Origin of the sequence: Thermoactinomyces mirandus, from assembly GCF_013868055.1 — a bacterium.
In the GTDB taxonomy this organism is placed as follows: domain Bacteria; phylum Bacillota; class Bacilli; order Thermoactinomycetales; family Thermoactinomycetaceae; genus Thermoactinomyces; species Thermoactinomyces mirandus.
In genome coordinates this window covers 13016-28790 of sequence record NZ_JACEOL010000007.1, presented here as the reverse complement: position 1 = coordinate 28790, position 15775 = coordinate 13016, and the positions used below count along the sequence as shown (strand labels likewise).

Genomic DNA, 15775 nt, shown 5'->3' with positions numbered 1-15775 from the left:
CTCCTTAACCAGATTGGTCTCTTTATTCCCGGCTGTCAGGCAACCATCCCCACTTGTCCAGCAAAGGGACAAGTTTTCTTTGCAATTTCGGCACTTTTTCCAAATCTGCGCGACTCCATGCCCCAAATCTGAACAAAGCCCACAGGTAGACAATCATCCCAACCAGAACGGATGACAGGGCAGTAATCATCATGGCCAGCCTGAATTCCAACACTGGCAGCATCAACCGCTGGACTCCATATGACACGCCATAAACGGCAAACCCCATCCAGACTACCGCCCAGCTGCTTAACAGCATTTTCCTGTGAAACCATGTTTTCCAACGGAAAAGCTGCCTTAACTTAATGAACTGCAACAAGGCTGTAAAGGCAAAAGCAACCACTGTGGCCGCCGCCGCTCCCCGAATATCCCAGACGGGAATCAACAGAGCATTCAGACCTGTTTTTAATACAACACCGATCAACAAATAAATTGCCGGCAAATAAACTTTTCCCAATCCCTGCAAAATTCCTGCCGTTACCATGGCCAATGAGGAAAAAACGCCGGTGAAAGACAGGATGGCTAACGTATCAGAACCGTTCGCATCTTCAAACAGCATCACGTTGGTGGGTTCAGCAATGACCGCAAGCCCCACCGATGCCGGGAGTCCCAACCCCCATGTCAGTTGCAGGGCAAGGCGGGACTGATCCTCTACCTCTTTTTCCTGGCGTTTGGCTCTGGCTTCGGAAATCGCGGGAACGATCGACAGGGCAATGGCTGTTGCAAAAAATGTGGCTACCTGAATTAAAGGCTGCCCCCGGTCAAAAACTCCTTTCAGGCGAATCGCCCGTTCCATCTCCCATCCCAAATCGACCAGAAAATTGGCTACAGTAAAGGAATCCACCAGGGAAAACAGGGGGAGAATGAGGGAACCTATGCAAATAGGCAACGACAGGCGAAATACCGTTTCCATTACTTTTTGCGGAGGTTCAAGACCGGTTGTTCCCGTAGCATTGAACTGGTTTCTGTGGATCAACTGATTTTTGCGCCAATAATACAGTAACACAAATAATGCACCGATAGCTCCGGTCGTAGCCCCAAATACAGCGCCGGCGCCAGCAGATACAAATCCCAGGCCGGCATCCATAAAGTACCAGGCAAGAATCAGGATGGTTGCAACCCGGATCACCTGCTCAACCATCTGCGAAGCTGCGGTAGGGACCATGTTTTGCTGTCCCTGGAAAAATCCCCGCATCACAGCAAGAAACGGAACTACCAAAAGAGCAAACGACACAGTTTGGATCGGTAATGTCAGTAATTCCCGGTTTCCCATCCATTCAGCCAATTGTCCCGCTCCGAAAAAGAGCAGCAAAAAGAAGACCAAACCCAGGAAAAACAAAGAAATGGCCGAGATGCGAAAAATCTGCCGCACCCCTTCAAATTGGCCGCTGGACCATTTTTCAGACACCATTTTGGAGATTGCGGCAGGGAAACCGGCTGTAGCCAGAAGCAGCAAAACACTGTACAGAGGATATACCTGTTGATAAACATACATCCCCTCGTCTCCGGTAATATTTTGGTAAGGTACCTTGTAAACGGCACTCAGTATTTTCGTAAATAAGGCGGCCCCGCCCAGGATGACCGCACCGCGAATGAAAGACCGCCGGCTCTCTTCTATCATTTTCCAGAAAATCCCCTCTCCACACAACACTGCAATTGCTTTTCATTATACAAGAGTGTGGAAAGTTGGCAAAGAAAAAGCAGGTATATTCACCTGCCGGACAAAAATATCGTTAATTCTCCATCTGTTTCCCCAGGAAAGAAGCTGCGGTACTTGCCAGTTTCATTTCCAGTTCTCCCAGCTTTTCTCCCTCTTTCTTGTTCAGTACAATAACCGCCCCGATCGGATCACCGCCTGCATTGATGGGAACGATGATATACGACTGGTACACTTCCTGCATTCCCCTGAAGATCTCAACCGTTCCCGGCATGGTCTCCAAAATTGATCGCCGCCCGTCCATGCATGATTCGACAAGATCCCCGATCGACTTTTCCATATATTCTTTTTTGGATATGCCGGCTACAGCAATCACACTGTCCCGGTCACAAATCAGTGTAGGATATAACATATTTTCATATAGTGCTTCTGCATATTCCTGGGCAAAATCCCCTAACTCCCCGATGGGAGAATATTTTTTCAGAATAACTTCCCCTTCACGATCCACAAAAATCTCCAGAGGATCTCCTTCTCGAATACGCAATGTCCGCCGAATTTCTTTGGGAATTACCACACGTCCAAGATCGTCTATCCGACGAACGATGCCGGTTGCTTTCATAAAATAATTTCCTCTCTTTCTTCATATATTTTTATAATTGCTGGTTGAAATTTCTTTATCGACCATAGTATTAATCTTCTTCCAAAATATTATGCAATCGTTATTTACATAAAAAAAAGCCCTTTGGGGCTCTGAGCTTGTCGACCAAGTATGCGGATATGATTTTTTAGAGCGCAGGATGGTCAAGGCCGCCACAAATCAAATGCTGAAGCGCCTTAATCGTTCTCTTGCAAGGCGGAGACGGAACAGAGTTCTGAAAATCGTCTTCCTTGCAGTTCGTTTTACAAAAAAAAAACTGATTCCTTGAAGAATTCTTCAGAATTCATCTGTCTCCATCTGCAAGGAATCAGTCAGTGACACCAGGCCTGCCGAGGCCGAATTGTCACAATTGAATATTTCGCTCTGTTGGCAAAACCCGCTAACCTTTTTGGGGAACGGAAAGAAGTGATTTGAATTCCAGTTTCTCTTTGACGACCTGTTCATAAACTTCCTGCCGTTTTTGCATCTTCACTTGCTCATTAGCTTTTTCAACCGGTTTTTGACCACGATCCAACACTTTCACGATATGGTATCCATAATCTGTCTTGATGGGAGCGCTGACCTGATTTAATGGCAATTCTCTGCATGCCTTGGCAAATTCAGGAACAAACTGATCCGGTGTCCCTTCATAGATGCCATTTGTTTCTTTTGAACCCGGGTCATCCGTATACTCCTTTACCAGTTTGGAAAAGTCCTCACCAGCATTTAATTTTTTCTTTACCTCTTCAGCCCTTTTCTTCGCATCATCTGCTGTCCGCTTGGGCTGATCCTGCTGGCTTCCGTCATTAATCGCGACCAAAATATGCTGAACCTTCACGTAATCATAGGTTTTTCCTTTTAACTGATCGTCATAGTACCTGTTTACCCGGTGATATTCAATAAAAAACTGCCGCAGTTCATCACTGGTAAATCCTTTGCCCTTGATGGCTTCTTCAAGGGATTTGGGTGTATCCTGTCCCTGAGCCTGGGCCTGGGCAGCATTTCCCTTAATGCTTGCGTCCAATTCTTTCAGTGTCTGATCTGCCTGTTTAACATACGATGAATCGTTTTTGATCTGCGTCAGCATATATTGACGGGATGCATACTCCTTGGCCAGTTCCACCCTCAATTCCGTATTGCCTTCGGCAGAAGCAAGCATATATGCCAATTGGGGATCGAGAAATGCAATGATATTGATATAACGGTTCAAATCCCCCTCGATTACTTTTCCTCCCTTGTATTCAGCCATCACTTTCTTGCTTTCCGTGCTTAACGGCTTGAATTGCTGCATCTGGTTCTGCTCATTGTTTGCTTCTTCTTTTTTGTTCTCGTCGTTGCATCCAACAATGGCTACAGACAATAGTAACATCATTGTCAAAACCCCGGCGACCCATTTTTTAATCAGCTGCATGTTGAATGGCTCCTTTCGGTTTGGGAACGTCTTTATATTTTATCAGAAACTGTTCAATCATTTCTAATGCAAGTTTATGGGACAACTCTTTTGTCTTGAAAACAATCCCGATTTTTTTGCCTGTGGAAAAGCGGATTTTTCCCGGGAAGTCCTGTGCGATCTGAAACAGTTTTTGTCCGTCGATCTGTTGGGTCTGATCCGCTTTTAAAGTGATCACAATATCCCCGCTTTTCTGCTCGATGGATTCAATTCCGTAAGAAATGGCATACGCCTTGATTTTGGCAATTTTCAACAGTATTTGGACAGGCTCGGGCAAATCACCAAACCGATCTTCGATCTCCTCTTCCAGATCACTCACTTCATTTAACGAGGACACAGCGCGGATTTTTTTATAAAGCTCAATTTTTTGTTTTTCATCACCGATGTATTCCGTTGGCAGATACGCATCAACACTCAATTCAATAGCCGGTTCGGCGTTCTCCTCTTTCTTTTTGTCTCCCTTGAGTTCCTCGATCGCTTCCTTCAACATCTGGCTGTACAGCTCAAAACCGACGGTCGCAATGTGTCCATGTTGTTCTGCGCCCAAAATATTGCCGGCCCCCCGAATGGACAAGTCGCGCATTACGATCTTGAAACCCGAACCAAGCTCCGTAAACTCCTTGATCGCCTTTAAACGTTTTTCCGCCGTTTCCGTCAACACTTTATCCCGCTGATAAGTAAAATAGGCATAGGCAATGCGGTTGGAGCGTCCCACCCGGCCACGCAGCTGGTATAGCTGGGATAATCCCATTTTATCGGCATCGTAGATGATCAGCGTATTGACATTGGGAATGTCAACTCCTGTCTCAATAATGGTTGTGCTTACCAGCACATCATATTCTCCATCAAGAAAATCAAGCATAACTTTTTCCAGTTCCGATTCCGGCAACTGTCCATGAGCCACCGCAATGCGCGCTTCAGGAACCAAAACCCGGACCTGTTCGGCCATTTGCTCAATGTTCTGCACCTGATTGTAAAGGAAGTAAACTTGCCCTCCCCGTGCCAGTTCCCGCTCAACCGCTTCCCGCACCAGGGCCCCGGAATATTCGAGGACATAGGTTTGGACAGGGAACCGGTTTTCAGGAGGTGTCTCGATGACTGACAGGTCGCGGACTCCCATCATGGCCATGTGCAGTGTGCGCGGAATCGGAGTCGCCGACAGGGTAAGTACATCAATATTATGCTTCAGTTTTTTGATTTTCTCCTTATGCTTCACCCCAAAGCGCTGTTCTTCATCGATAATGAGCAGTCCCAAATCTTTAAAAACAATGTCTTTGGATAACAGCCTGTGTGTCCCTATGACAATATCGACAGTCCCGTTTTTTAACCCTTCGATCGTCTGTTTTTGCTGTTTGCGGGAACGAAAACGGCTTAACACGTCAATTTGTACCGGGAAGTCAATAAACCGCTCACGAAACGTCTCATAATGCTGTTGGGCGAGAATGGTAGTGGGAACCAGAATGGCAACCTGTTTTCCATCCATTGTTGCCTTGAACGTGGCGCGAATGGCCACTTCCGTCTTTCCATATCCTACATCTCCGCACAACAGCCGATCCATGGGCTGGCTTTTTTCCATATCCCTCTTTATTTCTTCCACAGAACGGAGTTGGTCAGGAGTCTCCTCATACGGAAACATGGCTTCAAATTCTTTTTGGTAAGGGGTGTCCTTAGAAAAAGCATATCCTTTGGCAAATTGCCGCTTCGCATACAATTCAATCAAATCCTGCGCAATATCCTGAACCGAAGAACGTACTTTATTCTTTACCTTACTCCATTCGCTACCGCCCAAACTGTAAATTTTCGGTGCTTTTTCCTCTCCGCCGATATATTTTTGAACTTGGTCAATCTGCTCTACAGGGACATACAGCTTGTCATTACCGGCATACTGTATATGCAGGTAATCTTTATGCATCCCCCTTACTTCCAGCGTTTCAATGCCAAGGTATTTCCCGATCCCGTGATTGACATGAACCACGTAATCACCGGGCTTCAACTCCTGGTAATCCTTGATTTTCTCCACATGGTCCAATTTTACATGACGTCTTGTCCGGCGTTGTTTCTGGGTGAACACTTCCCCTTCTGTGATCACCGCCAGACGAATTCCATTCATTTCAAATCCATTTTGCAGATTTCCCAGACAAATAGTTGGTTTGCCGGGAAGCGGAGCATGGCCCGACAAATTTTTCCCTGCTTCCATCCCATAATCGCTAAGAACCCGTTCGAGACGATTCATCCGCTCTTCATTGCTGGTCAGAAAAAGCACCCGGAAATGGGATTTTTTCCAACGTTCCCATTCCGTTTTCAGGACATGCATCTGTCCATGAAACTGTTGCATGCTTCGGCACATCATCTGAATCACGTTTTGCGGCTGGATCCCGTGAATCTGCCGCATAAACAGGGAAAGATGAATCCGCGGATTTTCCCTGTTCATAATTACTTCTTCAAAAGAAAGAGAAATTTTTAATTTAGGCAAAAATTCCCCTTGCTGCAGCAAGGCAACCTGCCATTCTCCTTCTTCTTTTTCCATCTGACGGGCACTTTCCATGATCCGGTTCGGTTCATCCAAAACCAGCAGGCTGTCTCTTGGCATATAATTTGACAAACTCTGGCAATCCTGATAAATTTGCGAGATATACTTGTATATTCCGGTAAAATATGTGCCGTTTTTCAACTGTTCAATCTCATATCCAATCGATTGGTTTAATTTTTCCTTCAATCCGGTGTCTTTGGTAACGCTTAACCGTTCAGCCAGCAGTTTTTCCACTTTTTCTCCCGCCTGGTATAACCGTTCCGGGGTGGCAAACAGTTCTTTGGCCGGAGGTATGACAACTTCTTTCCACTTGTCAAACGATCGTTGATCCGACACAGAAAAGGGGCGGATGGAGTCAACTTCATCATCAAACCATTCCATTCGAATCGGATTTTCAAAATTGACAGGGTAAATATCGACAATTCCTCCGCGCACACTAAATTCCCCGGGCTTTTCCACCATTTCGGTGCGTTGGTATCCGACACCGACAAATTGTTCGATCAATGGCTCGATTTTCTGCTCCTGACCCACTTCCAGAGAAATGAAACTGTCCCTGAATACTTTCTTCGGCAGGAACAGTTTGCGCATGCCTGAAAAAGGAACCACAAGGATTCCCATAAACCCTTGCACCAGACGGGTCAACACTTCAATTTTTTCTCCCAGAGTTTCCTGCCCGGCCAAGGCAACTTCCGTGGTTACCAATTCATTGGCCGGATACAGGAGCACCTCTTCCTTCGGCAAAATTTCCTGCAGGTCCTCAGTCGCTTTCTGTGCATGGTTTAAATTGTGACAGATCAGCAAAATCGGCCGCTTTACTTCCCGATACAAGGCCGCAGCATATAACATACGGGCCGTTCCAGTCAAACCGGCTACCATTTGCTCTTTCAGCCCGGCTTTCACCCCAGCCACTGTTGACTGAAAGTCCTGGTCCTGTTTGAGTATATGAATCAACGGTATCAACTGATGCTCCTCCCCTTTTTCTAAGTCCACAGATCAATAGAAAAGAAGCCTTAGCTAGCAACAGCCAAGGCCGTTTTTTCATTATAATCAGAAAAATAACAACCATATTTTCAATGAAAGAGTGACGGGTGTAAAAGCCGCTCGGGATCTTTTTCCAACACTTGCTGACATGTTTCACAGGTCACTCTGACCACTTGATTTCCTTCTGTATCATTGGTTATTATATCCTTCCGCTCCTCCGGGGTCAACTGATCAAACCCCAGTTGGGACTCGGTAACCAGCGGTGAATCAATTCTTCCGATCAATTTTTGACAATGTCGGCAAATATAATGTATGGCCATAAATAATGCCTCCTACTTTAACTTACTACTATTATCGGCATCTTTAAAAAAAATATTCGGCAAACCTCTATGGCCATACATGATCTTCAGACGATCATTTGCGCGAATTATACTGATTCATCGCCAGCAAAAAATTGGTTTCCAGCCACTTGTCCACTGCATCTGCCGCACGCCCGGCAGCATCGGCAATTTGTTCCAGCTCTTCCTTATCGAAGGAAGAAAGAACATAATTGATGACTGACATCTTTCCTGGCGGACGCCCGATTCCCAACTTGATCCGCTTGAACTGATCCGTCCCTAAATGGTGGATAATAGATTTCATTCCGTTATGGCCCCCTGAACTTCCTTTTAATCTTAACCGGATCTGTCCGGGGGGAAGATCGAGATCATCATAAATCACGCAGACCTCTTCCAGGTCGATCTTCAGGAAGTCTACCGCAGACCTTACCGATTCCCCCGACAAATTCATATAGGTCATCGGCTTTAACAAGACCACCTTTTCGCCATATACAAATCCTTCGCCGGTTTCACCCCGCCATTTTTCCTTGTTAACAGGGATTCCCCATTTTTCACTCAAACGGTCAATTACAAAAAATCCAATGTTGTGCCGCGTATTTGCATATTTCATACCAGGGTTTCCCAATCCTACAACCAGTTTCATGACTTACCTCCACTGCTTCTGATTTGCTTTTATTGTATTACGTTCAGGCTGTATTTGAGGTACAACAGACCGTAAAATAGCCCGGTTATATCAACCTTTCAGGCATAGAAGTGCCTAAACCAAACCGTTTGCAAAATGTATTGTTAAAATCTCCTGAAAAGCGGACAGTGCCCCGGTTAAAAATATACACCATTTATACCTTTCCGTTAACTGAACAGATTGCAGTTTGAAAGGCGCAACCGTCCGGATTGCGCCTTTTCCTTTACTCCGTTTTATCTGTATCTGAAAGTTCTTCAGTCTCTTCCGTTTCCTCCTCGGCCTTTGCCGGAGGTACCACAGAGGCAATTACGGTTTCGGGAGTGATATGGAGAAGTTCCACATCCTCCGGTATTTTCAAGTCCTCCACCGTGACAGAATCTCCAATTTGAAGTGACGATACATTTGCCTCCAAAACTTCCGGAATACTGGATGGCAATGCTTTCACAACAGCGGAACGCAATTGGTGCTGCAGGACGCCGCCCCCTTTCACACCAGGTGCTTCACCGGTCAGGCGAATCGAAACCTCCGCTTCCAAAGGATGATTCATTTCCACTTTCAAAAAATCAATATGCAACAGAGAGGACTTGATCGGATCTTTCTGGATGTCTCGAACCATTACTCGGTGGGTCTGACCATTCACTTTCAGATCAATGAAGCTGTTCAGTTCAATTCCCTTTTGCGCCTCATTTTCCCTGACAGTCAACAACTGCGGGGTGATCCCTTTTCCATACAAAACAGCAGGAATTTTCCCATCACGTCTCAAAGCATTGAGAGATCCTGTCTGTTCCCTTTTGCTGGCTGTAATGGCATTCGACATATTCATATATCCCCTTTCTTTAAAAGGGAATATATCCTTTTCTCGGAAAGTCTAAACCTTTTCCCTGTTATTTTTTTGAAAACCATTTTAACAGGGCCGTGAAAAAGATGAATTTCAGGACCCTGCCGTTCCCTTTAATCGAACAGTTTGCTGACCGACTGTTCAAAATGCACCCGTCTAATTGCTTCACCCATTAACTTGGCCACAGAGAGTACTTTCACCTTATCGATTTTTTTGCCATCCGACAGCGGAATTGTGTCCGTCACAACCATTTCTTTTATATGGGAATTGCGGATCCGTTCAATGGCCGGTCCGGAAAAGACAGGATGTGTACAGCATGCATATACTTCTTTTGCCCCATATTCAATCAACGCATTGGCAGCAAGAGTAATGGTGCCTGCTGTATCAATAATATCATCAATAATGATTGCCGTTTTCCCTTTGACATCCCCGACAATGTTCATCACTTCTGCCACATTTGGCTCAGGCCGCCTTTTATCTATAATCGCAATGGGGGATTCCAGCCGTTCCGCAAGCCGGCGTGCACGAATTACCCCACCGTGGTCGGGAGAAACCACGACAACGTTATCCAATCCTTTTTCCCGGAAATAATCGGCCAAAATCGGCACTCCCATGAGGTGGTCGACAGGAATGTTAAAGAAACCCTGGATTTGTGTAGCATGCAAGTCCATTGTGATAACCCGGTCTGCACCGGCCGTTTCAATCAGATTGGCGACCAGCTTTGCCGTAATCGGATCCCTGGCCCGGGTTTTGCGGTCCTGGCGTGCATAACCGTAATACGGGATGACGACATTGATCATCCCCGCGGAGGCTCGGCGCAACGCATCCACAAATACAAGCAGTTCCATCAGATGCTGATTGACCGGATCACAAGTGGACTGGATCACATAAACATCCGACCCCCGTACACTTTCATCCAGTTTTACATGAATTTCCCCGTCACTGAACTTGCCCACATGAGAATTACCCAGTGGAATTTCCAAATGATCACAGATTGCTTTTGCGAGTGCCGGATTGGAATTACAAGTAAATACCTGCAAACGAGAGTTCACCATAGACATAGAAATTTGTTCCTCCAATATGTTCATTTCTTTGCACGCTTATCCTTCATTTTTCCAACATAATCGGGCTTGTTTGTCTGGCGTTCCCGAGCGATCGCCAGCGCTTTCATGGGTACATCTTTGGTAATGGTGGATCCTGCAGCCACATAAGCCCCTTGCTCGACAGTCACCGGGGCAACCAAGTTTACATTGCACCCGACAAAGGCCTCGTCTTTTATGACTGTTTTATGTTTGTTGACGCCATCATAATTGACTGTAATCACGCCGCAGCCAATATTGACTTTTCTGCCAACCTCTGCATCCCCGACATAGGCAAGATGTGAGATCTTTGTCCCATCGCTGATTTTGGCTTTCTTCAAATCAATAAAACAGCCTACTTTCGTCTTGTTCCCCAGTTCCGTTTCAGGGCGAATCAGTACATAAGGACCTACTTTTGCTTCTTCTCCAATGACACTGTCCTCAATCACTGCATAGCGGATCCTCGTGCCGCTTTCCACCCTGACATCTTTCAAATCCGCCTGTGGACCTATTTTGCAGTTTTCTCCAATGACCGTTTTTCCCCGTAAAAAAACACCCGGTTCAATAACCGTATCAGCACCGATTTTTACATCGGCTTCAATATAGGTGTTTGCAGGGTCGACAATGGTCACGCCGTTTCGCATATGTTCCCGTAGCAAACGCTCCCGCATGATTTTGTCTGCTTCTGCAAGCTGGATACGATCATTAATCCCAAACGATTCCTGCAGATCCTGGATGATTTCCGCGCCAATCGCTTCTCCTTGCTCGCGTAAAATAGACAACACATCTGGCAAATAATATTCTCCCTGTGCATTGTCATTATTCACCAGCGCAAGAGCGGAGAACAGCTTTTGATTATCAAAACAATAAGTACCTGTATTTATTTCATGAATTTCTCTTTCTGCAGCAGTAGCATCCTTGTGTTCCACAATGCGATCTACTTGCCCGTTCTCTTGCCGGATTACCCGTCCATATCCTGTCGGATCATCCATGACCGCTGTTAATACCGTGGCAGTCGCCTTTGATTCCCGGTGTTTCTCAATCAGCCTCTGAAAGGTTTCAGCCGTAAACAGCGGATGGTCTCCATTCAGCACTAATGTAATGCCTTCCTTTTTTTCCAACAATGGTCCCGCTTGCATGACTGCATGGGCAGTCCCCAGCTGAACTTCCTGTTCTACAAATTCAACCTGGCCGCTCAGGTGCTCCTTGACTGCTTCTCCCTGATAGCCGACAACCAAAATTGTTTTTTCCGTCTGCAATTTTTTCAATTGACCGACGATATGGTCAATGATCGGTTTTCCGCAAATCGGGTGCAGAACTTTGTGTTTATTTGATTTCATACGATTACCTTTGCCCGCTGCCAAAATAACTGCATAAACGTTTTGTTGCATGACCCAAGCTCCCCCGTTTCTCCAAAACTTCCCCCCTGAATATATCCCAAACGTTTTGGGAATGCAACCAATCCCGCCTAAACACCACTTTCAAAAATAACCGTCATTATTTATTATAATAAAAATTCTCTAGCAGTCAGGGTTTAATTATGCTATCAAAAAAGCACCCATTCCTCTTGGAACGGGTGCATACCTTTTAAAGATCCATTTGTAAGGCTGTGTCCTGCTCAATCTGTGGAGATTCAAGCTCCCCGGCACGATAATATTCCTCCAAAACAGCCGCCTCGATCTTTTCACGGCTCACCGGGGAAATGGGATGGGCAATATCGCGAAACTCCCCATCTGGAGTACGTTTACTTGGCATCGCAACAAACATACCGTTATTTCCATCAATCACGCGGATATCATGCACAACAAATTCGCTGTCAATCGTTATCGAGGCAATCGCACGCATGCGACCTTCCCGATTCACCCTGCGAAGACGCACATCTGTAATTTCCACTAAATCCACCACCTATTTACAATGATGACTAAATTTGCTTATTTTTACTATTCTAGGCAGTGGGAATAATTCCTTCCAAAGACAGCTCAATTGACAAATTTTTCTTATTTATCATTTTTTCCTTGCAATCACTTCAATTTCTATCAGCACTTCTTTGGGCAAACGTGATACTTCTACACAGGAGCGAGCCGGTTGATGTTCCGAAAAATACTGGCCGTAAATTTCGTTAACCTGTTGGAAGTGATCGAAATCCTTAAGGAAGATGGTTGTTTTTACAACATGATTGAGATCGCTCCCCGCAGCATGCAAAATTCCCTGCACATTCTTCATGACTTGATGAGTCTGTTTTTCAATTCCGCCATCTACCAGCTCTCCACCGGGGGTTAGCGGAATCTGTCCGGAAATAAATACAAGTTCTCCCATTTCAATGGCTTGGGAATAAGGTCCAATCGCTTGGGGTGCATCTTTTGTCTGTACTTTTATAAACATTTTCATTTCTCCTCCCTGGATTTGAATACATTTCCCGAGTCAACACGGACTCTGCGCATTTTCACGTCAATTTCCGTCACTTTGGCCAACGAAACATATTGTTCAACGAGCCGATCCTGTGCCGGTGATTCCAACATAACTCCTACCCCTACAACTTCAGCCCGAAATTCATGCAACAAATCCATCAATCCCCGAACCGTGCCGCCCGCTTTCATAAAGTCATCAATGATCAGGACACGCGATCCTTCAGGCAAACTGCGCTTTGACAAGGATAACTGGCGTAACCGTTTGCTTGAGCCGGATATGGTATGCACCGTAACCACAGACCCTTCGGTTACACGATAATCATACCTGGCAATAACAACTGGCGCTCCCAGAAAAGAGGCCGTGGCATAAGCAATCGGAATTCCCTTGGTCTCTACCGTTAAAACAGCATCAATGTTTTGTTCGGCAAAAACCGTAGCAAAAATCCGTCCAATCTCACTCAATAAGGCAGGGTCTCCCAACAAATCGGAAAGATACAGAAAGCCTCCGGGCAAAATACGTTCCGGTTCTGACAACTTCTCGCACAATTCCTGCACAATGGCCCGGGACTGTTCTTCGCTGATCCTGGGAATATACCGCACGCCTCCCGCAGCACCTGCCACAGTAACGAGTTTTCCGTTCCCCTCCGAACGCAGCACTTCGTCAATGATATCCAGATCTTCACTGATTGAGGATTTGGCCGCCCTGTACTTCCTTGCAAAAGTCGTCAGCGGAATTAACTGATAAGGTTTAATCAACAATTGATGGATCATGTCAACCAATCGGGCACTCCGTTTCCATTTTTCCATTCATAACCTCCGAAAAATCGAATGATCATGACCGAAATATATCACTTTGTTCGCATTCCTTCAAGTATAAGCGGTTATCATTTCCCCAACATTCTTACAGCGAACACCTGCCGGCAAAATCCCTTCAGACTGTTTACAATCCGTTTGACCCGATACTCCTGTTTCACCAAGCCGAATACCGTTGGCCCACTACCGGACATCAACACTCCGTCCGCACCAAACAGCTGCATTTTTTCCTTCAGTTTCCTCACAGTATCATACATCTCCATTGTAACAGGTTCCAATACATTGCCCATATATTGGACAATCGATTCATAATCCTGTCCTTCAAGCGCGTTGATCATTTTTTCTGTCTGCGGATGTTTCTCGATTTGGTTAACCTGAAGGTGTCTAAATACATCTGCGGTCGATACGCCATGATCCGGCTTGGCCAGCACGACCCAACACGCCGGCGGGGATGGCAGCGGCGTCAGGATTTCACCCTTTCCCCTTGCAAAGGCCGTTTTGGAATAAATGCAAAATGGAACATCTGAACCAATTTCTGTTCCAATTACTGTCAGTTCCTCCAGGGACAGGCCAAGTTTCCACAATTGATTCAATCCGCGCAGCGTGGCCGCAGCATCACTGCTACCGCCAGCCAGTCCGGCGGCTACCGGAATATGTTTGTCAATATATATATGTACCCCGCGTTTAATGCCGGTCTTTTCCCGCAACAAGACAGCAGCACGGTAAGCAAGATTCCGCTCATCCTGGGGAACGAATCCCGAACTGGATTCCAGGGTAATCGCCGAATCCTCTCTGGCAGTAAGGTCGATCCGGTCATACAGATCAACCGTGGTCATGACCATTTCCAGTTCATGATAACCATCAGGACGTTTATATAGCGCATCCAATGTTAGATTGATTTTCGCTGGTGCTTTTACTGAGATAAACAAAATTCTTTCCCTCCAATTGTCACCCACTCGAACCAAAACCGGCGCCTCATGATTTTATTATTTTATCACGTTCTGACTGCCATCTAGAAGTTATGAAAAAGATTTTGCGGAATTGAAAAAGACTGCCGTCAAAAAAACGGCAGTCTTTCAACCAACCCTCTCCCCTGGGGGATAACCCTGTTTTTACTTTAAATCCTGCTTTGCCAAGTGTTCTTCCGCCAGTTGTATCGCTCTTTTGACCATGTTCCCAGCATCACGGGTGGTGATCCCGCCCCAGCCTTCGCGTTCTACCACATCGTAAAATCCAAGGTCTTTTGCCAATTCGTATTTGAGTCTTTCCGACATGACACCGCGTCGACGAGCCAAGCGATCTCCTCCTTTGATCCAAAGCAAAACACAGGGTTTTCTTATTATATGGAAACAGCAGCAAAATATGTAAGCGATTACAGGCCATTTGAAAAAAGAACACATGAAAAATGTGTTCACATCTATTGTGCAGACCTTACGTATTTTACCGGAATCTGTTCATTTTCCCCATTAAAAACAGTGAGTTCTACTGATTCTGTTAATATATCCGCATAACTGTATGAAACACGGTTAAAAGCGTGGTCTTCATCCAGTTTAACAACGAACACGGAAGGATATGTCTCTTCTAGGACCCCTGTTCGTTCAATGGTCTTGCGGCGTCCGCTATTGGCTTTCAGACGTATTTTTTGCCCAATGTATCCATCCAAGGTACATTTGATTTCAGATAATGCGTTTTTGCCCATTGTACGACCACCTCACTTATAGAAGATTATACTACAAGTGAGATTCAAAGTCAAATCAGGTATTATAGCAATTAGACAACATCTTTGTCAATGGTATTTTAGCATATTTTATATTGATTTGGCATTTTTTTTATTTGGTAAATCGATCAGCCACTGCGCTTGCCGCATAAGATTCTGGTTTGATTTTGGCTGTATAACCGACAGCCGTCACCCATCCGACCACTTCCTGAATCAACTTTCTCGTTTCTCCCTGTTGCCCGATATCCAAATGAATTTCCATGGGAATATTGACGGAGAAATCAAAGAATCCTTTTTTCTTGAGTAGTTCCACGGCTTCCAGACTGTATTCCGTTTCCTGATAAATGCGATAGCGCAAATTGCGAATTGCCTTGTGACGGTATTTCGTATAGAAGAAAATGGCTCCTTTCCCGATCCGTTGGATAATCAGCGCCGTCACAAAAATCGTTTCCTTTTCCCGGGTTTGAGAATCGGTTCCAATCACTACCTTATAACTCGCATCTGTATCTTCATGTACATACGCTTGAATGTCCATAATCATTTGTTTCAGGCTTCTTCTGCCTTTGCGCGGATGAATAAAGTTCACGAACAACCCCCACCAGTTTA

At 45.5% G+C, this 15775-nt stretch carries 16 protein-coding genes; all 16 read right to left on the bottom strand.

The features are described 5' to 3' along the window. Positions 1-22 precede the first annotated feature (22 nt). The gene (locus H2C83_RS02760) at positions 23-1660 is read right to left on the bottom strand and encodes a putative polysaccharide biosynthesis protein (RefSeq protein ID WP_181737542.1); all 1638 of its coding nucleotides are present in this window, start codon (positions 1658-1660) and stop codon (positions 23-25) included. 112 nt (positions 1661-1772) lie between these two features. Then, positions 1773-2315: a stage V sporulation protein T gene (gene spoVT, locus H2C83_RS02755; protein WP_181737540.1), complete on the bottom strand. Its 543-nt coding sequence runs from the start codon at positions 2313-2315 to the stop codon at positions 1773-1775. 418 nt (positions 2316-2733) lie between these two features. After that, positions 2734-3744: a peptidylprolyl isomerase gene (locus H2C83_RS02750; RefSeq protein ID WP_181737538.1), complete on the bottom strand. Its 1011-nt coding sequence runs from the start codon at positions 3742-3744 to the stop codon at positions 2734-2736. Continuing rightward, complete coding sequence (gene mfd, locus H2C83_RS02745) at positions 3731-7273, bottom strand: transcription-repair coupling factor (protein WP_181737537.1); 3543 nt, start codon at positions 7271-7273, stop codon at positions 3731-3733. Before mfd ends, H2C83_RS02750 begins: the two co-directional genes overlap by 14 nt. A 110-nt stretch (positions 7274-7383) precedes the next feature. Beyond that, positions 7384-7614, bottom strand: coding sequence for an anti-sigma-F factor Fin (locus H2C83_RS02740; RefSeq protein WP_181737535.1), 231 nt, complete (start codon positions 7612-7614; stop codon positions 7384-7386). Positions 7615-7708: 94 nt separating this feature from the next. Further along, a complete protein-coding gene (pth, locus tag H2C83_RS02735; RefSeq protein WP_181737533.1) occupies positions 7709-8275 on the bottom strand; it encodes an aminoacyl-tRNA hydrolase in 567 nt (188 codons plus the stop codon). A 262-nt stretch (positions 8276-8537) separates the two neighbouring features. Continuing rightward, on the bottom strand, positions 8538-9131 hold the full coding sequence (locus tag H2C83_RS02730) for a 50S ribosomal protein L25 (RefSeq protein WP_181737531.1): 594 nt from the start codon (positions 9129-9131) through the stop codon (positions 8538-8540). Positions 9132-9265: 134 nt separating this feature from the next. Then, positions 9266-10213, bottom strand: a complete 948-nt coding sequence (locus H2C83_RS02725; protein WP_181737529.1) for a ribose-phosphate diphosphokinase — start codon at positions 10211-10213, stop codon at positions 9266-9268. 23 nt (positions 10214-10236) lie between these two features. After that, positions 10237-11622: a bifunctional UDP-N-acetylglucosamine diphosphorylase/glucosamine-1-phosphate N-acetyltransferase GlmU gene (glmU, locus tag H2C83_RS02720; RefSeq protein WP_181737527.1), complete on the bottom strand. Its 1386-nt coding sequence runs from the start codon at positions 11620-11622 to the stop codon at positions 10237-10239. 196 nt (positions 11623-11818) lie between these two features. Continuing rightward, positions 11819-12124: a septation regulator SpoVG gene (gene spoVG, locus H2C83_RS02715; protein WP_181737525.1), complete on the bottom strand. Its 306-nt coding sequence runs from the start codon at positions 12122-12124 to the stop codon at positions 11819-11821. 111 nt (positions 12125-12235) lie between these two features. Continuing rightward, positions 12236-12613, bottom strand: coding sequence for a RidA family protein (locus H2C83_RS02710; protein WP_246333700.1), 378 nt, complete (start codon positions 12611-12613; stop codon positions 12236-12238). A gap of 2 nt (positions 12614-12615) precedes the next feature. Beyond that, positions 12616-13446 (bottom strand): pur operon repressor, encoded by an 831-nt coding sequence (purR, locus tag H2C83_RS02705; RefSeq protein WP_181737521.1) that lies wholly within the window; start codon positions 13444-13446, stop codon positions 12616-12618. 77 nt (positions 13447-13523) lie between these two features. Continuing rightward, entirely contained in the window at positions 13524-14381 is an 858-nt protein-coding gene (gene ispE / locus H2C83_RS02700; protein ID WP_181737519.1) for a 4-(cytidine 5'-diphospho)-2-C-methyl-D-erythritol kinase, read from the bottom strand. Positions 14382-14564: 183 nt separating this feature from the next. Beyond that, positions 14565-14747 carry a small, acid-soluble spore protein, alpha/beta type gene (locus H2C83_RS02695; RefSeq protein ID WP_181737517.1) on the bottom strand — a complete coding sequence of 61 codons (183 nt, stop codon included), beginning with the start codon at positions 14745-14747 and terminating at the stop codon, positions 14565-14567. Between the two features lie 122 nt (positions 14748-14869). Then, positions 14870-15151, bottom strand: a complete 282-nt coding sequence (gene veg, locus H2C83_RS02690; protein WP_181737515.1) for a biofilm formation stimulator Veg — start codon at positions 15149-15151, stop codon at positions 14870-14872. Between the two features lie 130 nt (positions 15152-15281). Next, the gene (locus H2C83_RS02685; protein WP_181737513.1) at positions 15282-15755 is read right to left on the bottom strand and encodes a ribonuclease H-like YkuK family protein; all 474 of its coding nucleotides are present in this window, start codon (positions 15753-15755) and stop codon (positions 15282-15284) included. Between the last annotated feature and the right edge of the window lie 20 nt (positions 15756-15775).